Below are 23,342 nucleotides of genomic sequence, written 5' to 3' on the forward strand. Positions count from 1 at the left end.
TAACAAAAAACCAATGCCCAAAATAATTGGGGTTGCAGGTAGGCAGCAAGCAAACTAACCCCGATGAGCTTACATGAGTAAGTGATTCGGGTTAGTGCGCGTAGCTAACACCCCTGCGGCCCCAAGTATGAAGGGACATTTAAAACTGGGTATTCAAGCTAACAAAATATGTCCGCCCTGACTCATTGTAAGTGGCAGCCCCTGCCCCGGCGATCCCCGCCACACTCTGGGCATTGCCCGCGCGGAACTGGCGTTTATCGAACAGATTTTCAATCCCGGTGGTGACACTGACATTTTTGGTCACTGTATAGCTACCGCTCAGGCCGAAGATAGCATACGGGCTAACTTCATTACGCGCGGTGCCCGTGACCGGCAGACCTTGATAATCATATTTTTTCGGCTTCTGACGGCCATACCAAGTCACCGTCGACAGTAAGGACAAATCATCTGTTGCCTGCCAACTCAATGAGCTGTTCAAGGTATATTTCGGCGTGATTGATAAGTAGTCACCGGTCGTTTTGTTCTTAGATTCCAGCATGTAGGTCAGATTGCTGCTCCATTGCACCGCGTCGGTGAATGGCACGGTCAAGTTACCTTCTAGCCCTTCAACCAGCGCTTTCGGTACGTTTTCCCACTTGAAGATATCGGAATTAGTATAATTTCCGGTGCCGCCATTGGCTTTGCCTTGGGATACCATACCCGGCTCAATTTTATCGCGGTAATCATTACGGAAGTAAGTGATACCGGCAATGATGCCGTCATTGTGGAATTCAAAACCGATCTCTTTGTTGATGCTGGTTTCAGCCGACAGATTGTCATTACCCATGAGGTAACAACTGCCCCCTGCGCCATAGCACCCCTGACCACGGCTATATAACAGATAGTTAGGGTTGGTTTGATAGAGATTTGGCGCTTTATAGGCGCGGGCTATCCCCATTTTCATGGTGAAATAATCGCCCAGTTCTTGTGACAGGTTTAGCCCCGGACTCCAGTTGCTTCCCGCGGTGCTGTGATGATCAAAACGCAGCGCTGGAGTGAGCATGGTGGTATCCGTCAACTCGATATTATCTTCCACAAACACCGAGGCTATCTGTGCTGAAGTGCGCGTATCTCGCCCTACGCCCGTCAAACCACCGACATTGCCGCCCTCAGTTGTGGTCTGAGTATTAGAGGTCGGGTCATTCATTTTCTGGTTATTCCATTCCGCACCGACAGTCAGCACTTGATTAACCCCTAACTCAAAGGGCAGGTTAACCTCGGAATGGGCTAGATAGTTGTCCAGCTTGATCGTGCTGAATTTGTTACTGGAGAAGATACCCTCGGTGCCACCCGCCAGCCCCTCATTAATACGTGAGTTACGGGTATTTTCATATTGGACATAGGAGGTGGTGCTGACGCCGTTATCCCAAAAACCGCGATGTGTCAGCGAGAAATTATCGCGGTACATTATGTTGGTTTCCGCACCATATAAACTGCGAACAATGGCATTGCTGTTAGTGTTTTGTGTATCACCAGCATAAATATTCCCCTGGCGGCTATAACCCGCCTCAAACTCCAGGGATTGGCCTTGAGCAAACTCCCAACGCAGTAAGCCATTGATATCTTTATTACGAACCCCTTCACGACCGGCTGGCAAGGTACCCACCTGATTACCGGTTCGTGCTGATTCATGGCCTTGGTTTATATTCCAATCATCAGCATCAGTTTTATTGTATCCACCGTATAAGCGGAAACTGACGGTATCACTTAATGGCCCCAACAGGCTGAAGTCGGTGCGATGGGTCGCGCCTTCTTCGCTGTGCTGCGGCAGGTTCATGTAGGCATTCCAGCTACCATGCAACTCTTTATCCGGCTGCTTGGTGATGATATTCACCACACCACCCGCGGCACCATTACCATAACGCGCAGCCGCAGGGCCGCGCAAGACTTCGATTTTCTCAACCATATTCGCTGGTACCCAGTTGGTATCACCACGGGTATCGCGCTCGCCACGCCAACCATAACGCACCGCATTGCGGCTCGATACCGGAATACCATCAATCATAATTAAGGTATTTTCCGGCCCCATGCCGCGAATATCGATCTGGCGGTTATTCCCGCGCTGGCCGCTGGCAGAGTTACCGGAAAGGTTAACACCGGGCATGGTACGGATAATTTCGGATAGATCATTCGCTGGCGGGCGCTTGCGGATATCTTCTGCGGTGATAGTCGATGCGCCCAGTGCCTGGCGGACTTGCTGCTGAGCCGTGACCACCAAGGTATCGCCAGTTGCCGCTGTGCTTTCTGCGGTGGTTGTTTTTTGTTGTTGTGTCGTGTCGGTATCAGACCCTGCCTGAGTGGTATCTTGTGTCTGCGCCCAAAGCGGAGTCGAAATACAGAGACCAATCAAGCTCGCTAAGGTCGTCAGAGAGCGCCGCTGCCATTTTACTTTCATTACACTTTCCCCGATGCAAAAGCCCACAGCGAATGTCAGCAGAGGAAAGTCTCTACCAATCTATTCATGGGGCAACAAAAACGAACAAGATTGATAATTATTTTCATTATCAATTCATGCGGCTAATTGTTACATTTGCAATCAGAAAAAAGGTTTGTGTAAACAGCAAAACTCTTTGTTATAAAGTCAATATCAGTGGAGAGTTCATTATGTCGGTGGTGAAGAAAAACAAGTTGCGCAATGTCTCCCCCTCGTCTAAACCAATTTATCGCGACCAAATTGTGCAACAGTCAAATCTGGTGGCCAGTGATTATCAGTTGAGCGGCACTAAGTTAGCGCCCACCGACCCTGTATTGTATGGCGATTTTCAGGTATTGCGGCTGAATCCACATCTGATCCTGCATACCGCGAATGTCACCAACCTTTCCGATATCAAGACACAGAATCAGCTCAACCCAGCGTTGAAGCTAGCGATTGTGGTCAGTGGCAGCGCACATATTTCATTTGGTGGTAAGCACCTGCATTTGCAGGAGAAAAGCGATGCATCACTGATTTCACTCACTGAAAACACGCTATTTACTCGCCACGGTAAAAATAATAGCCATGAGCGTACTCTGACCCTCACATTTGATCGGGAATGGTTATATGGCGATTTACTGCCGCAGACTGGCACCTGGGATACTTTATACAACTTCACTCAGCAGCATTTGGCGATTCATTTATGGCGACCATCAATTCATGCCCAAGCAATCGCTCAGAAAATAGCAAGTGCGCCGCCCTTTTCAACGCCATTGGAGCGCCTGCACTGCGAAACGCAATGTATTGGTCTGATTATTGAAGCATTCAGTTCACTGGAACAGCAGGCGCTACAGCAAAATAAAATATCATTACGCGGTATGAACCGAGTGCAACAGGTCCGTGACTGGCTGGAAAGTGGTGAAGCCGACCATCTTTCAATGAGTGAATTGGCCCAACGGGTGAATATGAGCCAAAGTACTTTGCAGCGGCGTTTTCGTGAAAGCTACAACATTACGGTGTTTGAATATCTGCGCCATTGCCGTTTAAAACGCGCGATGTTGGCTATTCAGAAAGAAGGGATCAGTATTGATCAAGCCGCCACTATTGCGGGTTATACTAGCCCGGCAAATTTCGCTACCGCATTGCGGCGGATATTTAATATTTCTCCCAGTCAATTACGCACTGGACAGTTTTTTTAACTAATCCAGCCAATAAGATTTCACTCCGACTAATATAAAAAATAGTGGTATTTATTAATCGTCACAACATAAATATAAATAAAACCGTCAATAAGACTTTTCATCTTGATTTAACATCCACTTTAGCTAAATATTTAGCCGCACTCCCGATTTAAAAAAATGTAATTAACTACAATAACGAATGTTAATATGGAGTTCTTATGAAAGGAAACCTCAGCCTATTAATACTTATTTATATTATTATATCTATTAAAATAGCACACTCCCGCCCAGTAGAACCTAAATATCAATCAAATAAAGAGAGCTTTAGTCAATATCAAGCCAGGCATTGCAAATGGGAAAACGGCGTGCCCTGTAGAGAGGTTCCTGAAAATCAGGGGATAGCACCACCACCTACAGGTGAAGAAATTGCGCTGGATATTGGTCTGGGTATATTAACCGGCGGCCCGACCCCACAGCCGAAAGGATTTAAATTTTCGGTAGGAAAGCTACCTATTAAGCCGACAGCAAAAGTGCCAACAACGCCCAAACTCAGCACCACTACAGAGCGGACACCATTATTACCTGCGATGGCCAAACCAAAAGCCAAAGGTGTACTAAGAAGAGTCAATGGCAGAACCGGTTATCTTTTGGGTGACCCCAGTGCCCCTACGTTAGGTGAGGAACCCCCCATTAAACGGGTAAGAGTAAACAGCTCAGAATCAGAATCAGAATCAACGTCATCCAATGCCAACGAATCCGACTCATCCAGTATCAAAGAATCTGATATGGAAGAGAGTGATAATCAAAAATCTGACACCAACAAGTTCACTATAATACACCGCAGAGGCCCTATACAGGAAAGCGAAGTAGCGACAGCTATTGAGGAAATAGAAAGTATCTACGGAAATGAATTTTGGCTTGATACTCAGCTCGATATAAATGATGAAATAGCAGAATATAATAAATTAACCACTAATGAAAAAATCAGCTTTCAGGATTACTTTGCTTTAAGAGAGTATACCGAAGACAGTTATATCAGAATTAATAATGCCATACGCAGTAATAATATCAGCCCAAGACTTAAAATTGAAATAGAACAATTAACCAATGCACTAAAACGTCATTCAGATGTGAGTATTTCATTTAGAAATAAATCATTCAAATATTTAAGTTCCGATAATACAGATATCGTTTATCGCGGTGAAGTCAGAAACAGAGTGGAATTTGAAACTGAAATGGAAGAAGAGGAAACCTATAGCAATGACACTTTTTTTAGTACAACGTCAGACGAAGAATATATCACAAACTTTAATACTGAAGATCTCGATGACGGAGAAGTCAATGTAAGGTACACCATTCATTATCCCAGGGGATTAACCTACAGCACTGATGTCTCAGCCCTATTAGATAATGCCGAAGGTACCAGAATATTTCTTCCTCATAGCATTTTTTTGATTACTAAAATCAATGTTATTGATAATGAAACAATTGAAGTAGAAATGCGGGCTCTCAGAGGGCTAGGATCAAAATTCACTCCCCCACCGATCCAAATTAATTAAAATTATTGTTTCCATAAAAAACGGCCCTGATAAAAGGGCCGCTTCAGTGTTGCATCTGTAAATACCGCGTCAGCAGAAAATTATTTCTTTTTCGCTTTCGGGTTAGGCAAGTCAGTAATGCTACCTTCGTAGATTTCCGCAGCCAGACCAACAGATTCATGCAGCGTTGGGTGAGCATGGATTGTCAGGGCGATATCTTCAGCATCACAACCCATCTCAATTGCCAGACCGATCTCACCTAACAGTTCACCACCGTTAGTCCCGACAATTGCACCACCAATAATACGGTGAGTTTCTTTGTCGAAGATAAGCTTGGTCATACCATCTGCACAATCGGAAGCAATAGCACGGCCAGATGCCGCCCACGGGAAAGTGGAGGTTTCGTAGCTGATGCCTTTTTCTTTCGCTTCTTTCTCCGTCAGACCCACCCATGCAACTTCTGGTTCAGTATATGCAATAGATGGAATGACTTTTGGATCGAAGTAATGTTTCATGCCGGAGATAACTTCAGCAGCAACATGGCCTTCGTGAACACCTTTGTGTGCCAGCATTGGCTGACCCACGATGTCACCGATAGCAAAAATGTGCGGCACGTTGGTACGCAGTTGTTTATCTACATGGATAAAACCACGCTCGTCAACTTCAACGCCAGCCTGACCTGCATCCAGCAACTTACCGTTAGGCACACGACCGATAGCGACCAGAACTGCATCATAGCGCTGTGGTTCTGCTGGGGCTTTTTTGCCTTCCATGGTGACATAGATGCCGTCTTCTTTGGCTTCTACCGCAGTCACTTTGGTTTCAAGCATCAGGTTGAATTGCTTGCTGATGCGCTTGGTGAATACTTTCACCACATCTTTGTCGGCCGCCGGAATAACTTGATCAGCCATTTCGACCACATCAATCTTCGAGCCCAGAGCATGGTAAACAGTCCCCATTTCCAGACCGATAATACCGCCGCCCATCACCAGCAAACGCTCAGGAACGGTTTTCAGTGCCAGCGCATCAGTTGAGTCCCAAACACGTGGGTCTTCATGAGGAATAAATGGCAGTTGGATGGGACGAGAACCTGCGGCGATAATCGCGTTATCGAAAGTAATCGTGGTTGGGCCGTTCTCACCCTCAACAACCAGAGTGTTCGCGCCAGTAAATTTACCCAGACCGTTAACCACTTTGACTTTACGGCCTTTAGCCATACCTGCCAAACCACCGGTTAACTGATTGATAACTTTCTCTTTCCAAACACGTACTTTATCAATGTCAGTTTTAGGCTCGCCAAACACAATACCGTGTTCAGCCAATGCTTTGGCTTCTTCGATAACTTTAGCGACGTGCAACAACGCCTTGGAAGGGATACAACCGACATTCAGGCAAACACCACCCAGAGTGGCATAACGCTCAACCAGAATGGTTTCTAAACCTAAATCCGCGCAACGAAAAGCAGCAGAGTACCCTGCTGGGCCTGCCCCAAGTACCACGACCTGAGTTTTAATTTCAGTACTCATCATGACCTCTTAATTGTTTGTCCGGCGGATCAGACACCATTTTTTAGGCTAATTAATCTCATAACGCCCACATCCACCGTGACGCTTGCACCGCGTGCAGTTTACAGAATTGTTAATAACCTGAAAAGCCGCATCGCGTGACGAGGGTCTCAACAACCTTGTCGACTTATGTAAAAACAAGGCCGGCGCGAAGCCAGCCTTAGCAATTACATCACCAAACGGCGAATATCAGCCAGCATGTTATTGATGATGGTGATAAAGCGTGCACCATCAGCACCGTCAATCACACGGTGGTCGAAGGAGAGTGACATCGGCATCATCAGACGCGGTTGGAACTCTTTACCGTTCCAGACTGGTTCTATCGCAGACTTGGAGACACCCAAGATAGCCACTTCCGGCGCATTAACAATAGGTGCGAAGTGAGTTGTCCCGATACCACCCAAGCTGGAGATGGTGAAGCAACCGCCCTGCATTTCGCCAGCGGTCAGCTTGCCATCACGAGCTTTCTTGGAGATAGCCATCAGTTCACGGGACAGTTCAGTGATGCTTTTCTTATTCACATCCTTGAATACCGGAACTACCAGACCATTTGGCGTATCTACCGCGACACCGATGTTGATGTACTTTTTCAGCGTCAGCTTCTGACCATCTTCTGACAGTGAGCTGTTGAAACGTGGCATCTGCTCGAGAGCAGCAGCAACAGCTTTCATGATGAACACCACCGGGGTGAACTTCACATCCAGCTTACGCTTGGCAGCTTCGTCATTCTGTAGCTTACGGAACGCTTCCAGATCGGTGATATCGGTTTTGTCGAAGTGTGTCACATGCGGGATCATGACCCAGTTGCGGCTCAGGTTAGCGCCAGAGATTTTCTGGATACGGCCCAATTCCACTTCTTCGATTTCACCGAACTTGCTGAAATCAACTTTCGGCCACGGCAGCATGCCTGGCAGACCGCCGCCAGCAGCAGGAGCCGTTTCAGCACGTTTAACCGCGTCTTTCACGTAGCTCTGAACGTCTTCGCGCAGGATACGGCCCTTACGACCCGTTCCTTTCACTTTCGCCAGGTTAACGCCAAACTCACGGGCCAGACGACGGATCACCGGCGTGGCATGCACATAGGCATCATTCTCAGCAAACTCACCTTTGCTTGCCACTGGGGCCGCAGCGGCTTTGGCCGGTGCAGCAGCCGGAGCCGCTTGCTGGGCTGGAGCTTCGGCTTGCGGTGCTGGCGCTGAAGCTGCCGCAGGTGCTGCGCCTTCAACTTCAAAGACCATGATCAAAGAACCGGTTTTCACTTTGTCGCCGGTGCTAATTTTGATCTCTTTCACGATACCAGCGAATGGTGCTGGCACTTCCATAGAGGCTTTGTCGCCCTCTACAGTGATAAGAGACTGTTCAGCTTCAACTTTATCACCCACTTTCACCATCACTTCGGTCACTTCAACTTCATCATCACCGATGTCTGGCACTTCAACATTTTTCGCCGCTGATGCCGCAGGAGCCGCTGCCTGAGCAGGAGCCGCTGGTTTCTCTTCAGCTTTAGCCGGCGCCGCAGCGGCACCGGTCGCTTCGAAGATCATCATCAGCTTGCCAGTCGCGACAGTATCGCCGACCGCAATTTTAATTTCTTTAACCACACCCGCCTGCGGTGAAGGGACTTCCATAGAAGCTTTATCACCTTCAACGGTGATCAGCGATTGTTCAACTTCAACAGTATCGCCCACTTTCACCATAATTTCGGTGACTTCAACTTCATCCGCACCGATGTCAGGTACATTGATTTCGATAGACATTTGTTCTTTACCTCTTATGCCAGACGCGGGTTAACTTTATCGGCGTCGATACCAAACTTAGTAATTGCTTCTGCAACTACGCTGGTGTCGATATCACCGCGTTTAGCCAATTCACCCAGAGCTGCAACCACAACGTAAGAAGCATCAACTTCGAAGTGGTGACGCAGGTTCTCACGGCTGTCAGAGCGGCCGAAACCATCTGTACCCAGAACGCGGAACTCGCTGGCAGGAATAAAGTTACGAATCTGTTCAGCGAACAACTTCATGTAGTCAGTAGAAGCAACCGCTGGCGCGTCGTTCATCACCTGAGCAACATAAGGTACACGTGGAGTTTCTGTTGGATGCAGCATGTTCCAACGTTCACAATCCTGGCCATCACGCGCCAGTTCAGTGAATGAAGTTACGCTGTACACATCAGAGCCTACGCCGTAGTCGTTAGCCAAAATCTGAGCCGCTTCACGAACGTGACGCAGAATTGCCCCTGAACTCATCAACTGCACTTTGCCTTTGCTACCTGCAACAGTTTCCAGTTTATAGATACCTTTACGGATACCTTCTTCTGCGCCCTGTGGCATTGCTGGCATGTGATAGTTTTCGTTCAGCGTAGTCAGGTAGTAATAAACGTTTTCCTGCGCGTCGCCGTACATACGCTCCAGACCGTCATGCATGATGACAGCCACTTCATAAGCATAAGCGGGATCGTAAGAAATACAGTTCGGGATAGTCAGTGATTGAATATGGCTGTGACCATCTTCATGTTGCAGACCTTCGCCGTTCAGTGTTGTGCGCCCAGAAGTCCCGCCGATCAAGAAGCCGCGCGCCTGTTGGTCACCCGCTGCCCAGCACAGATCGCCGATACGCTGGAAACCGAACATGGAGTAGTAGATGTAGAACGGAATCATTGGCAGATCGTTGGTGCTGTAGGAAGTCGCAGCAGCCAGCCAAGAAGAAGCGGCACCCAGTTCGTTGATCCCTTCTTGCAGGATCTGGCCTTTTTCGTCTTCTTTGTAATAAGCAACCTGTTCACGGTCTTGCGGGGTGTACTGCTGACCATTCGGGCTGTAAATACCAATCTGACGGAACAGACCTTCCATACCGAAAGTACGGGCTTCGTCGGCGATGATTGGAACAATTCTGTCTTTGATGGACTTGTTCTTCAACATCACGTTCAGCACACGCACGAAGGCGATAGTGGTAGAGATTTCTTTGTTCTGCTCTTCCAGCAAGGAGCTGAAATCTGACAATGCTGGGATTTCCAGCTTTTCAGTGAACTTAGGCAAGCGGGTTGGCAGGTAGCCTTCCAGCGCCTGGCGGCGTTCGTGCAGATACTTAGACTCTTCAGAATCTTTATCAAAAGTGATGTATGGCAGTTTTTCGATATCAGCATCAGCAACCGGCACATTGAAACGATCGCGGAAGTGGTGAACCCCTTCCATGTTCATTTTCTTCACCTGGTGGGCGATGTTTTTACCTTCAGCTGTCTCACCCATGCCGTAACCTTTAATGGTGTGGGCCAGGATAACAGTTGGTTTGCCAGTGGTTTCTTGTGCTTTTTTCAGTGCAGCAAAGACTTTCTTCGGATCATGACCGCCACGATTCAGAGACCAGATCTCGTCGTCGCTCATGTCTTTCACTAATGCAGCAGTTTCTGGGAAACGACCAAAGAAGTGTTCGCGTACATAAGCGCCGTCTTTGGATTTGAAGGTCTGGTAGTCACCATCCAGAGTTTCGTTCATCAGTTGGATCAGTTTACCGCTGGTATCTTTACGCAGCAGCTCATCCCAACGACTCCCCCAAATAACTTTCAGAACCTGCCAGCCAGCACCACTGAAGATGCCTTCCAGTTCGTTAATGATTTTGCCGTTACCTGTAACCGGGCCATCAAGACGCTGCAAGTTACAGTTGATAACGAAGACCAGGTTATCCAGTTTTTCACGGGTCGCGATGGTGATCGCACCTTTGGATTCTGGCTCATCCATCTCGCCATCGCCTAAGAAGGCGTACACGGTCTGTGCTGAAGTATCTTTCAGACCACGGTGAGACAGGTATTTCAGGAACTTAGCCTGATAGATTGCGCTGATTGGGCCCAGGCCCATAGATACAGTCGGGAACTGCCAGAACTCAGGCATCAGTTTCGGGTGCGGGTAAGAAGATAAACCTTTACCGTCAACTTCCTGACGGAAGTTATCCATCTGTTCTTGCGTCAGGCGACCTTCAAGGAAAGCACGCGCGTAAACGCCTGGAGAGATGTGGCCCTGGAAGTAAACCAGATCGCCGCCGTCTTTTTGGTTACGAGCACGGAAGAAGTGGTTGAAGCAAACCTCGTAGAAAGTAGCGGAAGATTGGAAGGATGCCATGTGGCCGCCCAAATCCAGATCTTTCTTCGACGCACGCAACACGGTCATCACGGCATTCCAACGGATAGCAGAACGAATACGACGCTCCAGCTCCAGGTTGCCAGGGTAAGCGGGTTCGTCTTCTACCGGGATAGTGTTGATGTAATCACGACTGGCTGAACCAGCTGCAACACTCACACCACCTTTACGGGCTTCGCCCAAGACCTGATCAATCAGATACTGAGCACGCTCAACACCCTCTTCACGGATGACCGATTCGATCGCCTGTAGCCAGTCGCGGGTTTCGATCGGATCCACGTCATTATTTAAACGTTCTGACATGGTGGTATTCCTTATCTGTTTCTAATGGTTTATTTGGAGCCTATCTTCCTGTGCTTTAACCCCAGGCTAAAGCACGTGCCCTGGTGAAAACACCGGAAGATAGGCCCATCAGTTTAGTTGCCGCTAATCATTCTCAAATGAGAATTCAGAAAAAATTATTGAGGTTTTGCTAAGGCGCAACCTGAATGATTCGTTTCTAATCCTTGCGCTGCTGGAGCCGACGCAAAGATCGCTCACGGCGACTGTGCTCCCGACTGAGGTCCAACAGAATTTCCTCGATAAACGCCAAGTGACGGTGTGAGGCTTCGCGAGCTTTCTCTGGCTCACGTGCCACAATCGCCTCAAAAATCCCGGCGCGGTGACTGCTCACCGTTGCCAGCATTTCGCGGCGCGAGTAAAGCAATTCAAAGTTTTGTTTAACATTTTGTTCCAGCATTGGCCCCATGCAGCGCAGTAAATGCAGTAAAACCACATTATGCGCAGCCTCTGTGACAGCAACTTGATACTGCATGACAGCATCGGCCTCGGCATCCAAATCGCCGCTATCTTGTGCTTGCTGAATAACAGTATGGCATTCACGAATGCGTTGTAGATCTTCATCAGTACCGCGCAGGGCTGCATAATAGGCTGCGACACCTTCGAGGGCATGACGGGTTTCTAATAGATCGAATTGTGATTCTGGATGGTCGGCCAGCAGTTCAGCCAGCGGATCGCTAAAGCTTTGCCACAGATTGGTTTGCACGAAAGTACCACCGCCCTGACGGCGCAACAGCAGCCCCTTAGCCTCTAACCGCTGGATTGCTTCTCGCAGAGAAGGTCGGGAAACATCAAATTGCTTCGCCAACTCGCGCTCAGGCAGTAATTTCTCTCCCGGACGCAGCGTCCCTTCCAAGATCAGGTACTCGAGCTGCTGCTCGATAACATCTGACAATTTGGGCTGACGTATTTTGTTGTAGGCCATATTTTTTATTATAAGTCGTGTTGTAAGTTGCGCTGTGCCGTATTGAGTGAATCGTCTCTGCGAGTAGCTCGAAGTCAATTGGTAATACCAATTTCAAAAACGTGACGATAAAGTAACAAAGTATTCACTACCTGTCCATACGGACCTTGACCAAAATCATGAAACCCAGCACATTTTAACAACTTCACTGATATAGCAATGCAAAGTGATAACCTAGTGGTGGTAATACCATTACTTGATGCCAGTGAGTTTTAACTTTTATGAAACGCGTATTTAGGCAAGCTGAAGCGTTATAGTTATTTTATTAGTGAATTTAAATCCTATTTTTATGAATTTAAATTCAATGCAAAACAAGAAAAGTCTGTCAATTCCTCTTCTCCCACCCAAATACGAGTTTGACCACAATAAAAACAGTCAACTGGTGACTTTTTGTGCAGTAAACACCTATTACTACTTTTTCTGAAAACAACAGCTTGATCACGCATCAACATTTTTATTGGCATTTTGCCTAAAAATTAAGCGGATAAAATAAAAAGCAGATGCAATAATTATCGCCTAGCACTATTCTCTTTTAAACGGTAGCCAATGGGGTAAATTCCATAGAAAGCAACCGTAAACAAAATAATACAAATAATGTAATCAAAATCTTACGCATAGCATGTGGCACCCGTTTATACCCAATAAATTTATTGAAAGACAACAGGTTTGCCCGCTAGAAGTGACAACGACAGAGGATGCAATAATGAGTGTTCAACAGGAAGGTGCGGAGCTAAAGCGGGGGCTTAAAAACCGCCACATCCAGCTTATTGCCTTAGGTGGCGCTATTGGTACCGGACTGTTTCTGGGTATCGCGCAGACCATTCAAATGGCGGGGCCTTCAGTGTTACTGGGGTATGCTATCGGTGGTTTTATCGCATTTCTGATTATGCGCCAGTTAGGGGAAATGGTGGTCGAGGAGCCAGTAGCGGGTTCTTTCAGTCACTTTGCATATAAATACTGGGGCAATTTTGCCGGTTTTGCTTCCGGCTGGAATTACTGGGTACTCTACGTGTTGGTCGCGATGGCAGAACTCACCGCCGTGGGTATTTATGTACAGTATTGGTGGCCGGAGATCCCGACCTGGGTCTCTGCTGCAGTGTTCTTCCTCGCCATCAATGCCATCAATCTGGCGAATGTCAAAGTGTACGGCGAGATGGAGTTCTGGTTTGCCATCATTAAAGTCGTCGCTATCATTGCCATGATTCTATTCGGCGGCTGGTTATTACTGAGCGGGCAAGGTGGCCCGGAAGCCACTGTCACTAACTTATGGGCGCAGGGCGGATTCTTCCCCAATGGTATCATGGGGTTGGTGATGGCCATGGCGGTCATTATGTTCTCTTTTGGTGGGCTTGAATTAGTCGGTATCACCGCAGCAGAAGCAGAAAACCCGGCCAAAAGCATCCCGAAAGCAACCAATCAGGTTATCTATCGTATCTTGCTGTTCTATATCGGTTCTCTGGCAATTTTGCTGTCACTTTATCCGTGGGACAAAGTGGTGGAAGGCGGCAGCCCATTTGTACTGATCTTCCATGCTTTGAACAGTAATGTGGTCGCCACGGTATTGAATATTGTGGTTCTGACGGCGGCATTGTCGGTCTACAACAGCTGTGTTTACTGTAACAGTCGTATGTTATTCGGTTTAGCCAAACAAGGTAATGGCCCCAAAATACTGCTGAAAGTCGATGGCCGCGGAGTGCCGGTTCTTGCAATCGCCGTCTCTGCATTTGCTACCGCTTTCTGTGTGCTGATTAACTATCTGATACCCGGCCGCGCTTTTGAATTGTTAATGGCATTAGTGGTGTCGGCACTGGTCATCAACTGGGCGATGATTAGCCTGGCACACCTGAAATTCCGGGCAGCTAAAAATCGTCAGGGCGTCATCCCACAATTCAAAGCTTTCTGGTATCCGTTCAGTAACTACCTGTGTTTGCTATTCTTGGCCGGCATTCTGGTCATCATGTATCTGACACCAGGCATCCAAATTTCAGTGCTGTTGATTCCAGGTTGGTTAGTGCTATTGGCTGTTGGTTATATCCTGAAAAACCGTAACCAAAGAGCAAAATCCTGATAGCAGAAAGTATCGTGTTATCTTGAGATATCTGACGATATTGTCGCTACGGGCCAGCCATCAGTGCTGGCCCGTTTATTTTATTTTATTGAAGCTGAGTTATTGGGGGAGCCCTGGCCAGAAGTGGGCCCGCTGTCTGAGCTATAAATCAAGGCGTTATACCAATGCACCATAAATAGTCAGTAAAGCAACTACTACAATTACCGTCAGTGTCACTTTTCGCGCTAAAGATACTGCGGATCTTGGCGTCTGTACTGGGTCTAAATGAGGTTCTCGCGCCAGTGAATATTGTGCTAGTTGCGTCAACACTTGGTATTGCGAAGAACGGAAATCACCCAATGAAGCAAACCAAGCTGGCAACGCTCTTTCACCATGTCCTAATAATGCGTAGGCAACACCCACTAACCGCACAGGTATCCAGTCCAACCAATGCAAGATACGGTCAATACCAGATTGAGAACGTTGTAACGGAGTATGATGTCGCGCTAGCCATGTTTGGTATCCACGTAACATCGCATACCCCGCCAATGCCACAGGGCCATAATTAACACAGACAATAAACCAAAAGATCGGCGCTAAATAGTAACGGAAGTTTATCCATAACAATGCATTTTGCAGCGACTCCAACCTGGTTTTTTCACCACTATCCATCGGTAAACCATGGATGAGCGCTAATTCCTCAGCCATTTTATCGGTGGCATGGACATCACCCTGACGCGCAGCTTTCAGGTAGGCCCGATAATGTTTGCGTATTCCCCCCGCACCAATGCACAGCAGGCAAATAAGTATCCAGACCAATAAAAGGGGGAGGCCAAACAAGATATTTTGTACTAACCGCAAAATCAGCCATACCAGCAGCATCCACACCGCAGTGAGTAAAATTGTTTGTACCAACGAAAAGTGGCGTAAACGTGTAAATACCACTTCAAGGCGATGATCTAACTGCCAATGTTCGCCCAGTTTAAACAAGCGCTCCCATGCCAGCACCAGCAACAGCGTAAACAGTGTCATTAGCTCTTACTCTCCCTTTGCACTTAATCCGCCCTGAAACAGGACATATGCCTCCCGGCATGCATAAACGACAATATCAGACGAAGTGACAAGCTATACGCGCTCAACCATAAACCTCAGGTTAATACTGCATCACTTTCGTATTACGATGGCAAAGATAACCTCACCAAACTCTGTTGATACAATTCCCAGTTAAAAGCGGGCCCTGGGTCGGTTTTACGCCCTGGCGCAATATCACTGTGACCCGTAACCCGCCCTACAGTTATCGGATAAGCGGTAAATAGCAGCGCGCTAATTTCAGCCAAACTGCGATATTGTGCGGGCGTAAACGGTAACACATCAGTCCCTTCCAACTCGATCCCAATAGAAAAATCGTTACACCGCTCACGCCCAGCAAAAGTTGAAACGCCCGCATGCCAGGCGCGTTGATCAAATGGAACATATTGAATAACTTCACCATCCCTGCGAATTAGACAATGGGCTGATACTCGCAGGTGAACAATATCGGCAAAGTAAGGGTGTTCATTGGCGTTAAGTGTGCCGCTGAATAACTGATCAATATATGGGCCGCCAAACTCACCGGGAGGCAAACTGATGTTATGAATCACCAACAGAGAAGGATCTTCGCCTTCTGGTCGCTGATCAAAATGTGGGGAAACAACCCGTTTGACCCCAGAAATCCAGCCATTTTCTAACTGCCAGTTATTTTCTAACCGCATAGTTTACCTAAGCCCCCTAATGGTGACACTTCAACCTGCTCTTTTATGGCACTTCTGCCAGCAACAGAGTAGCATGTTTGGACAACTATCTATCCGCCATTTCGGAGTTTTCTATGCCGACCCGCAGCTATAATACCGACAGCCGCCGTGCCGAGCTATTGGAACGAATTCAACGTGATATCCCGTTTACTGTTGCTCAGGCCTTGAGTGAAGATCTTGGTGGCGAGGTCAATGCAGACCGCGACCTTACAGCACAATTACTGCCGGCGGATAAGCAGGCAGAAGCCACCATCATTACCCGAGAAGCCGGTATTTTTTGTGGTCAACGCTGGTTAAATGAAGTATTTATTCAACTTGGTGCCCAGGTGTCTGTCACATGGGAAGTTAAAGATGGAGACAAACTGGTAGCGGATCAGGTGCTTTGCCATTTGATTGGCCCCGCACGTATTCTGCTAACAGGTGAACGTACTGCACTTAATTTCCTGCAAACTTTATCGGGTGTCGCTACCGAAGTGAACCACTATGTAACCGAACTTTCTGGATTACATACTCAATTACTCGATACCCGAAAAACAGTCCCAGGGCTGCGTACCGCCTTAAAATATGCCGTCCTCTGTGGTGGTGGTAATAATCATCGATTGGGTTTATCTGATGCTTTCCTTATTAAGGAAAATCATATTATTGCTGCCGGTTCGATTAAAGAAGCTGTTGCCAAAGCATTTTGGATCCATGCTGATGTCCCTGTGGAAGTTGAAGTTGAATCTCTTGATGAGTTGCAGCAAGCACTGGAAGCCGGTGCCGACATCATCATGCTAGATAACTTCACTATTCCAATGATGAGTGATGCTGTAAAGATGCGCGATGAACAGGCCAAAATCCAGAACAGTGCACAATTGGAGGTTTCAGGTAACGTCACACTAGAAACTTTGCGTAGCTATGCTGAAACAGGCATTGACTTCATTTCAGTCGGTGCGCTCACCAAACATATAACTGCCTTAGACCTGTCCATGCGCTTTAAATAATCCTATCAAACTATTCTCGGCGGATGACTACCAATTGCAGGCTATCATTCTGTTTTGCGAGCACCGCCGAAATTATCTGTGATTAAGCTGCAAGAACCTAAATATCCGACAGTACGCTTCGCAAATCGCGCTGAACCCACTATTGCCATTCATTTAAAAAGTGCACTCTGCCCACGTTTTCTCAAACACATGGAGAGTGTCAAATGACTAATCAACGAGGTTTTACATTAATTGAATTGATGGTTGCGATTGCCATCATTGCGGTTCTCAGTGGAGTGGGTATTCCTTCCTATCAGCGTTATATCCAAAAAGCAGCACTCACCGATATGTTACAAGCCATGGTTCCTTACAAAATGGCAGTTGAACTTTGTGCTCTGGAGCATGCCAGTCTTGATAACTGTAATGGTGGTAGCCATGGCATCCCTGCGGGGGAATCATCCCGCTACGTCAGCACTACGACTATTGATAAAGGCGTCATTACATTTACAGGTCAGCAAACCCTCGCCAATCTGACTCTGGCTATGTCGCCAACAATAAATAACAGTGGAGATATCGTTTGGACAAGAACATGTACTGCAGTAAATAGCAGTATTACTGATAACTGCAAGACCGTGTTTCGTTTTAATGATAAGGACTAATTCATGACTGAATTCATGAAGTATCCATCCGAGACAATAAACAGTGAATTACACACGCTCTGCCGCCGTTATAGATCAATAGCCTTAAAACTCGATGGTAAAAGTCTAACCATCGCGTCATCTGGCCCTGTAAATGAGGCGTTATTAACTGCGTTGCGTTTTGCTTGTGGCCGTAAAATCAAAGTGGAAAACTGGCCAGAAGCCAAAATTGAACAATCATTAAACTTGGCTCCATCAGTAAAAGGCCACTTAAGTAAAAGAATAAAATCCACAGAAGCCCACCACAACATATCTCAACAAAACAGAGAGCGGCAAAAATCAATATCATCAAACCCGGAACCACAGGGTTCGGATGATACGTTACTTGATAATGAAAGTGATATACCTGTTATTCAATTTATAACGCAAACACTTAGGCTAGCGATTCAGAAACGTGCATCAGATATCCATTTTGAACCTTACCAATATCACTATCGTATTCGCCTAAGAATTGATGGCGTATTGCATGAGTCTCCGCCACCAGCAGTCGAATTATCTAGCCGTATTAGCAGTTGCTTAAAGGTCATGTCCAAGCTGAATATTGCGGAAAAACGGTTAGCACAAGATGGTCAATTGGCTCTAATGCTAGACGGCATCCGCTACTCGATGAGAATAGCGACTCTCCCCGTGCAATACGGTGAAAAAGTTGTGCTGCGTATCCTCAATATGCAACAAAAACCTACACTGGAAAAGCTGGGGATCCCCCCTCTCGCCCACCAACAGTTTACCCAAGCGCTATCGGCCCCACAGGGTTTGATTTTGGTCACTGGGCCAACTGGCAGTGGGAAAACAGTCACTCTCTATTGCAGCCTGGACCAACTCAATCAGCCGCAGATAAATATCTGTAGTGTTGAAGATCCTATTGAGATCCAGGTTAATGGTATCAATCAAACGCAAACTAACAGTAAGATCGGGCTGGATTTTTCCAATGTATTGCGTGCAATGCTACGACAGGATCCCGATGTGATTATGCTAGGTGAAATTCGGGATAACGAAACTGCAGAAATAGCGGTTAAAGCGGCTCTAACAGGGCATCTGGTACTCTCAACACTACATACCAACTCCACGGCTGAAACACTGATACGCCTAACACAAATGGGTGTAGCGCGTCATTTAATTGCCTCCAGCCTAACATTAGTCATCGCCCAGCGATTGGTACGCAAATTATGCCTACATTGCCGCCAGGCATCACCCACCCCTTTTAAAGCTCCCAAAAATGTGTGGGTGAGCCCACTGCAACACTATATTGCCGTGGGTTGCGAACACTGTTGTGCCGGTTATTATGGCCGAACGGGTATTTATGAAATGTTAAATGTAACTCCGCCAATCCAACAAGCTTTGCTCAATAATGCCAGCCCATCAGAGCTAACCCAAATTGCACAGGAACAAAAACAAGTCACATTACTTTCGGCAGGTTTGACATTAGTCGAAAGTGGTATGACTACCCTAAGTGAAATTAATCGCGTTGTCGGTCTTTTGACAGAAGCGGAGGCAACTCCGTGAGCTATCAACGATTATTTAGCTGGAGAGCAATTAACAATTCGGGACAATTACAAACAGGTGTATTACTGGCAACAGAAAGAAATATTGTTTATGAACATATGTTCCGCCATGGGTTACAGCCACTCGGTATTAAAGGCGGGAAACGGTTATCGCTGAGCTATTGGCGAGGAGAGCGTCTGATCACTGTGACTCGCCAATTAGCGACGTTGTTACAAGCGGGCTTACCGTTAGTAAGTTGTTTGCAATTATTAGCGAAAGAAATGGATTCCTTGCCTTGGCAATGTTTATTACTGGAGATAAGTCAGCAAGTTTCACAGGGGCAATCATTATCTGAAGCAATAGCGCATTATCCTCACATATTCCCTCAATTATATCCTCCCGTCATTGCGATGGGGGAGTTGACAGGTAATCTTGAGCAATGCTGTACTCAGTTGGTACAACATCAGGAACAACAACAAAAATTACATAAAAAAGTGCTTAAAGCACTTAAATATCCGGCATTTGTGTGTGTTATTGCGTTGGTTGTCAGTATCATCATGCTCGTTTTTGTGCTCCCTGAATTTGCACAAATCTATCAATCATTCGACACACCATTACCCGTGCTGACTGCTACCCTGCTGTTAATATCAGCATTTCTTACTGCTTATGGGCCATCTCTCGCCATATTCTTAACATTATTTTTTATTAGCTATTTATATGTACGGAAACATCGAACTTACTGCCAACTATGGGAGCAAAAGCTTTTATTACGCCTTCCGCTAATATCAGCATTGATACGCGGCAGTTGTCTTAGCCAGGTTTTTCAAACATTAGCTATGACTCAACACGCAGGGTTGCCACTGACAGCCGGATTAGATGCCGCACTTCACGCCATCAATAACGACACTTATAAGCAAGCATTGAGAGGTATTCAAAAACAAATCAACCAAGGAGTTCCACTGTATCTGACCCTCTATCAGCACTCTCTATTTCCCCCCTTATGCCAACAAATGGTTCGCGTGGGTGAGGAATCTGGCGCACTTGATGTGCTACTAGAGAAACTCGCCAGTTGGCACCAGCAACAAACACAGGATTTGGCCGATAATCTTACTCAAATGTTGGAACCACTTTTGATGCTAATTATTGGCACTATCGTGGGGATATTAGTGATAGCGATGTATTTACCAATATTCCAGTTAGGAGATGTCATCGGGTAAATGCTGCTATTAGGGAAAGTTGTCGGGTGCAATTTTATTAAAAAGAGGCGTTAGTTTGCGCCCCTTTTCATATCAAGAAATATGCCCGTCATACTTCAAGCTGCATATGCGTTAGCTGTGCTCAATAACCCGAATCACTTACTCATGTAAGCTCATCGGGATTTTCTCGCTTGCTGCCTTCCTGCAACTCGAATTATTTAGGGTATAGACTTCTTGATTGCTAACTTTATCTGAGAACATCTCGCTCTCGAAAACCCGGAATTAGTTACTGCCAAACACACGGTTTTCTTGTTCAGCTACGCGAATAAAAGTCGTGCGCTTAGTTAATTCTTTTAAATGCGAAGCTCCTACATAAGTACAAGCAGAACGCAAACCGCCCATAATGTCGCGAACAGTGTTATCAACCGAGCCACGTAATGGCAATTTAACCGTTTTACCCTCCGCAGCACGGTACTCAGCAACACCGCCGACATGGCGCTTCATAGCGGATTCAGAGCTCATACCGTAAAACAGCATAAACTTCTCGCCATTCTCTTCAACAACTCGGCCTTCACATTCGTCATGCCCAGCCAGCATACCGCCCAACATAACAAAATCAGCACCGCCACCGAACGCTTTCGCGACATCACCGGGTACAGAGCAACCGCCATCACTGACAATCTGTCCACCCAAGCCATGCGCTGCATCAGCACACTCGATAACCGCCGACAACTGTGGGTAGCCAACGCCTGTTTTTACGCGAGTGGTGCAAACCGAACCTGGCCCAATCCCTACTTTAACAATGTCTGCGCCCGAGAGGATCAGCTCTTCTACCATCTCACCGGTCACTACATTACCGGCACAAATCACTTTATCAGGGCAAGCTTCACGAGCTTTTTGCAAGAAAGAGACAAAATGCTCTGAATAGCCGTTAGCCACATCAATGCAGATAAATTTCAACACTGGTGATAACGCTAAAATTTGTTTCATTTTGTCGAAGTCGGCGGAAGAAGTACCGGTAGATACCATGACATGCCGTAACACGGATTCAGGAACACGCTTCACAAATTCGCCCCACTGCTCAACAGTGTAGTGCTTATGAACTGCGGTTAGAACATCGAATGATGCCAGAACTTCTGCCATGCGGAAGGTGCCAACAGTATCCATATTAGCGGCGATAATAGGTACACCTGACCAGTTCCAACCTGAATGTTTGAAAGTAAACTGGCGCTCCAGTTCCACTTCCGAGCGGCTTTTCAGTGTTGAACGTTTAGGGCGGATTAACACATCTTTAAAGCCTAATTTCAAACCTTCTTCAATACGCATGGCTTATTATTTCCTGGTTATTGGCGATAGATCGCAAAATGTGATCGGGCGTAAATCACGCCATCCCAGTGAAGCTATCATACGCATGAATAATTCTACGGCAAGACTGCGAATCCACCTTTATTTACGCTACAATCCCACAAATTACCTGAAGAATAGTGGTTACTCTTTTCATCATTGTATTCACTCCACTTATTTTTCTATATAGCTCAAACAGAATGCATAGCTTACTATGCCTTCCCTGCTGCTTTCAGATACAATTCTGCCACTCACTAACAGTATGCAAGGCTAGGCAATGACCTATATTGTGGCGCTCACCGGCGGAATTGGCAGCGGCAAAAGCACTGTAGCAGATGCATTCGCCAATCTCGGTGTGCCTCTTGTTGATGCAGATATTATCGCCCGTCAGGTAGTTGAACCTGGTATGCCAGCATTAGCCGCTATTGTTTCCCGTTATGGTGAAGTGATCTTGCAGGCCGATGGTGTATTGAACCGGGCTGTATTGCGTGAGAAAATTTTCAGTGAGCCGCAGGAAAAAGCATGGTTAAATTCATTGTTACATCCACTGATTCAACAGGAAACTCAACGCCAGCTCGCCAGTATTGATGAGTTGTACGCTCTTTGGGTCGTTCCCTTATTAGTTGAAAATGGTTTACATCACCGGGCCAATCGTGTGTTAGTAGTAGATGTAGCACCTGAAATACAACTTGCCCGGACGATGGCGAGAGATGGTATTACCCGCCAACAGGCAGAACATATTTTAGCTTCACAGGTTTCGCGGCAGCAACGGCTGGCTTGTGCTGATGATATTATTGACAATAGCGGCGATCCATTAATTATCGCCCCGCAAGTTGCTTCATTACACCGGCAGTATTTAAAATTAGCAGCTGCGGCCCAACAGGATCTACATCAATGAGTGACCTCACCTCAACAATACTTTTCGAACATCCACTTAATGAAAAAATGCGTACCTGGCTGAGAATGGAGTTTTTACTACAACAATTAGAAAGCCAACGTTCGCTAGATAATATTGCCAGTGCATTAACGTTTTTCCGTACCGCATCTGATTTAATTGATGTCCTTGAGCGCGGTGAAGTACGCACTGATTTACTTAAAGAGCTTGAACGCCAGCAACAGAAGTTACAGCAATGGACTGACATGCCCGGTGTTGATATGTCACTGGTGGACTCCTTACGCAGCCAGTTAAAAAGCCGAGCTGCAGTATTAATGTCTGCGCCACGTATTGGGCAATCCTTGAAAGAAGACCGTTTAATCAGTGTTGTTCGCCAACGCCTAAGTATTCCCGGCGGCTGTTGTAGTTTTGATCTGCCGACTTTACATACCTGGCTGCACCAGCCGGAGCAACAGCGTAACCAGCATATTAGTAAATTGCTGGAAAGCTTAACTCCTCTCAATCAGTCGCTAACCATTATTTTAGAGTTAATTCGCCAATCTGGCCCACTGCGTGCACAAATCAGTTTGAATGGCTTCTTCCAAGATAATGCGGAAGGCGCGGACTTACTTAGATTACGTCTGCCGCTAGACCCACAGCTGTATCCCCAGATTTCCGGTCATAAGACCAGATATGCTATTCGCTTCTTACCACTCGACAGTGAAAATGGTACCGTGCCGGCACGTTTATCGTTTGAATTAGCCTGCTGCTGAGTTTG

At 46.7% G+C, this 23,342-nt stretch carries 17 protein-coding genes; 9 read left to right on the forward strand and 8 right to left on the reverse strand.

The annotated features are described in order from the left end of the window. Positions 1-139: 139 nt before the first annotated feature. Positions 140-2,434 (reverse strand): TonB-dependent siderophore receptor, encoded by a 2,295-nt coding sequence (locus tag DX162_RS02385; RefSeq protein WP_004389033.1) that lies wholly within the window; start codon positions 2,432-2,434, stop codon positions 140-142. A gap of 209 nt (positions 2,435-2,643) precedes the next feature. On the opposite strand from DX162_RS02385, the gene DX162_RS02390 reads away from it, so the two are divergent. Beyond that, positions 2,644-3,651, forward strand: a complete 1,008-nt coding sequence (locus DX162_RS02390) for a helix-turn-helix domain-containing protein (RefSeq protein WP_032819163.1) — start codon at positions 2,644-2,646, stop codon at positions 3,649-3,651. A 200-nt stretch (positions 3,652-3,851) separates the two neighbouring features. After that, positions 3,852-5,192, forward strand: coding sequence for an ADP-ribosyltransferase (locus DX162_RS02395; protein ID WP_004389031.1), 1,341 nt, complete (start codon positions 3,852-3,854; stop codon positions 5,190-5,192). Between the two features lie 80 nt (positions 5,193-5,272). On the opposite strand, the gene lpdA is transcribed toward DX162_RS02395, so the two are convergent. The 4 genes from lpdA to pdhR form a co-directional block, all read right to left on the reverse strand. Then, positions 5,273-6,697: a dihydrolipoyl dehydrogenase gene (gene lpdA / locus DX162_RS02400; protein ID WP_005156808.1), complete on the reverse strand. Its 1,425-nt coding sequence runs from the start codon at positions 6,695-6,697 to the stop codon at positions 5,273-5,275. A gap of 206 nt (positions 6,698-6,903) precedes the next feature. Next, positions 6,904-8,493 carry a pyruvate dehydrogenase complex dihydrolipoyllysine-residue acetyltransferase gene (gene aceF, locus DX162_RS02405; RefSeq protein ID WP_004389028.1) on the reverse strand — a complete coding sequence of 530 codons (1,590 nt, stop codon included), beginning with the start codon at positions 8,491-8,493 and terminating at the stop codon, positions 6,904-6,906. 14 nt (positions 8,494-8,507) lie between these two features. Further along, positions 8,508-11,171, reverse strand: coding sequence for a pyruvate dehydrogenase (acetyl-transferring), homodimeric type (gene aceE, locus DX162_RS02410; protein WP_004389027.1), 2,664 nt, complete (start codon positions 11,169-11,171; stop codon positions 8,508-8,510). Between the two features lie 196 nt (positions 11,172-11,367). After that, entirely contained in the window at positions 11,368-12,132 is a 765-nt protein-coding gene (pdhR, locus tag DX162_RS02420; protein ID WP_004389026.1) for a pyruvate dehydrogenase complex transcriptional repressor PdhR, read from the reverse strand. Positions 12,133-12,874: 742 nt separating this feature from the next. Between pdhR and DX162_RS02425 the strand changes: the two genes are divergently transcribed. After that, the gene (locus DX162_RS02425) at positions 12,875-14,239 is read left to right on the forward strand and encodes an amino acid permease (protein ID WP_032819162.1); all 1,365 of its coding nucleotides are present in this window, start codon (positions 12,875-12,877) and stop codon (positions 14,237-14,239) included. Between the two features lie 156 nt (positions 14,240-14,395). Here the strand turns inward: DX162_RS02425 and ampE are convergent, their stop codons facing one another. Both ampE and ampD read right to left on the reverse strand, forming a co-directional pair. After that, complete coding sequence (gene ampE / locus DX162_RS02430; protein WP_004389023.1) at positions 14,396-15,250, reverse strand: beta-lactamase regulator AmpE; 855 nt, start codon at positions 15,248-15,250, stop codon at positions 14,396-14,398. A gap of 143 nt (positions 15,251-15,393) precedes the next feature. Beyond that, on the reverse strand, positions 15,394-15,969 hold the full coding sequence (ampD, locus tag DX162_RS02435; protein WP_004389021.1) for a 1,6-anhydro-N-acetylmuramyl-L-alanine amidase AmpD: 576 nt from the start codon (positions 15,967-15,969) through the stop codon (positions 15,394-15,396). A gap of 113 nt (positions 15,970-16,082) precedes the next feature. Here ampD and nadC point away from each other — a divergent pair, with 113 nt between their 5' ends. The 4 genes from nadC to hofC all read left to right on the forward strand — a co-directional run bounded on the left by nadC (position 16,083) and on the right by hofC (position 20,367). Beyond that, positions 16,083-16,991, forward strand: a complete 909-nt coding sequence (gene nadC, locus DX162_RS02440; protein ID WP_098080986.1) for a carboxylating nicotinate-nucleotide diphosphorylase — start codon at positions 16,083-16,085, stop codon at positions 16,989-16,991. 203 nt (positions 16,992-17,194) lie between these two features. Next, entirely contained in the window at positions 17,195-17,629 is a 435-nt protein-coding gene (ppdD, locus tag DX162_RS02445; RefSeq protein ID WP_004389017.1) for a prepilin peptidase-dependent pilin, read from the forward strand. 3 nt (positions 17,630-17,632) lie between these two features. After that, a complete protein-coding gene (gspE, locus tag DX162_RS02450) occupies positions 17,633-19,171 on the forward strand; it encodes a type II secretion system protein GspE (protein ID WP_032819160.1) in 1,539 nt (512 codons plus the stop codon). Next, positions 19,168-20,367, forward strand: a complete 1,200-nt coding sequence (hofC, locus tag DX162_RS02455) for a protein transport protein HofC (RefSeq protein WP_032819158.1) — start codon at positions 19,168-19,170, stop codon at positions 20,365-20,367. Before gspE ends, hofC begins: the two co-directional genes overlap by 4 nt. A gap of 261 nt (positions 20,368-20,628) precedes the next feature. Here the strand turns inward: hofC and DX162_RS02460 are convergent, their stop codons facing one another. Next, positions 20,629-21,672 carry a GMP reductase gene (locus tag DX162_RS02460; RefSeq protein WP_004389013.1) on the reverse strand — a complete coding sequence of 348 codons (1,044 nt, stop codon included), beginning with the start codon at positions 21,670-21,672 and terminating at the stop codon, positions 20,629-20,631. Between the two features lie 295 nt (positions 21,673-21,967). Here DX162_RS02460 and coaE point away from each other — a divergent pair, with 295 nt between their 5' ends. Beyond that, positions 21,968-22,588, forward strand: coding sequence for a dephospho-CoA kinase (gene coaE / locus DX162_RS02470; RefSeq protein ID WP_004389012.1), 621 nt, complete (start codon positions 21,968-21,970; stop codon positions 22,586-22,588). Next, entirely contained in the window at positions 22,585-23,337 is a 753-nt protein-coding gene (gene zapD, locus DX162_RS02475) for a cell division protein ZapD (RefSeq protein ID WP_032819156.1), read from the forward strand. Before coaE ends, zapD begins: the two co-directional genes overlap by 4 nt. The last annotated feature ends 5 nt before the right edge of the window (positions 23,338-23,342 follow it).

This window comes from Yersinia kristensenii (genome assembly GCF_900460525.1).
GTDB lineage: Bacteria > Pseudomonadota > Gammaproteobacteria > Enterobacterales > Enterobacteriaceae > Yersinia > Yersinia kristensenii.

Bases quoted from the DNA above. Each gene is read 5' to 3' on its own strand.
- DX162_RS02460 (WP_004389013.1), bottom strand. From the start codon at position 21,672: ATGCGTATTGAAGAAGGTTTGAAATTAGGCTTTAAAGATGTGTTAATC.
- aceF (WP_004389028.1), bottom strand. From the start codon at position 8,493: ATGTCTATCGAAATCAATGTACCTGACATCGGTGCGGATGAAGTTGAA.
- gspE (WP_032819160.1), top strand. From the start codon at position 17,633: ATGACTGAATTCATGAAGTATCCATCCGAGACAATAAACAGTGAATTA.
- DX162_RS02395 (WP_004389031.1), top strand. From the start codon at position 3,852: ATGAAAGGAAACCTCAGCCTATTAATACTTATTTATATTATTATATCT.
- pdhR (WP_004389026.1), bottom strand. From the start codon at position 12,132: ATGGCCTACAACAAAATACGTCAGCCCAAATTGTCAGATGTTATCGAG.
- coaE (WP_004389012.1), top strand. From the start codon at position 21,968: ATGACCTATATTGTGGCGCTCACCGGCGGAATTGGCAGCGGCAAAAGC.
- ampD (WP_004389021.1), bottom strand. From the start codon at position 15,969: ATGCGGTTAGAAAATAACTGGCAGTTAGAAAATGGCTGGATTTCTGGG.
- lpdA (WP_005156808.1), bottom strand. From the start codon at position 6,697: ATGAGTACTGAAATTAAAACTCAGGTCGTGGTACTTGGGGCAGGCCCA.
- nadC (WP_098080986.1), top strand. From the start codon at position 16,083: ATGCCGACCCGCAGCTATAATACCGACAGCCGCCGTGCCGAGCTATTG.
- zapD (WP_032819156.1), top strand. From the start codon at position 22,585: ATGAGTGACCTCACCTCAACAATACTTTTCGAACATCCACTTAATGAA.
- DX162_RS02390 (WP_032819163.1), top strand. From the start codon at position 2,644: ATGTCGGTGGTGAAGAAAAACAAGTTGCGCAATGTCTCCCCCTCGTCT.
- ampE (WP_004389023.1), bottom strand. From the start codon at position 15,250: ATGACACTGTTTACGCTGTTGCTGGTGCTGGCATGGGAGCGCTTGTTT.
- ppdD (WP_004389017.1), top strand. From the start codon at position 17,195: ATGACTAATCAACGAGGTTTTACATTAATTGAATTGATGGTTGCGATT.
- aceE (WP_004389027.1), bottom strand. From the start codon at position 11,171: ATGTCAGAACGTTTAAATAATGACGTGGATCCGATCGAAACCCGCGAC.
- DX162_RS02425 (WP_032819162.1), top strand. From the start codon at position 12,875: ATGAGTGTTCAACAGGAAGGTGCGGAGCTAAAGCGGGGGCTTAAAAAC.
- DX162_RS02385 (WP_004389033.1), bottom strand. From the start codon at position 2,434: ATGAAAGTAAAATGGCAGCGGCGCTCTCTGACGACCTTAGCGAGCTTG.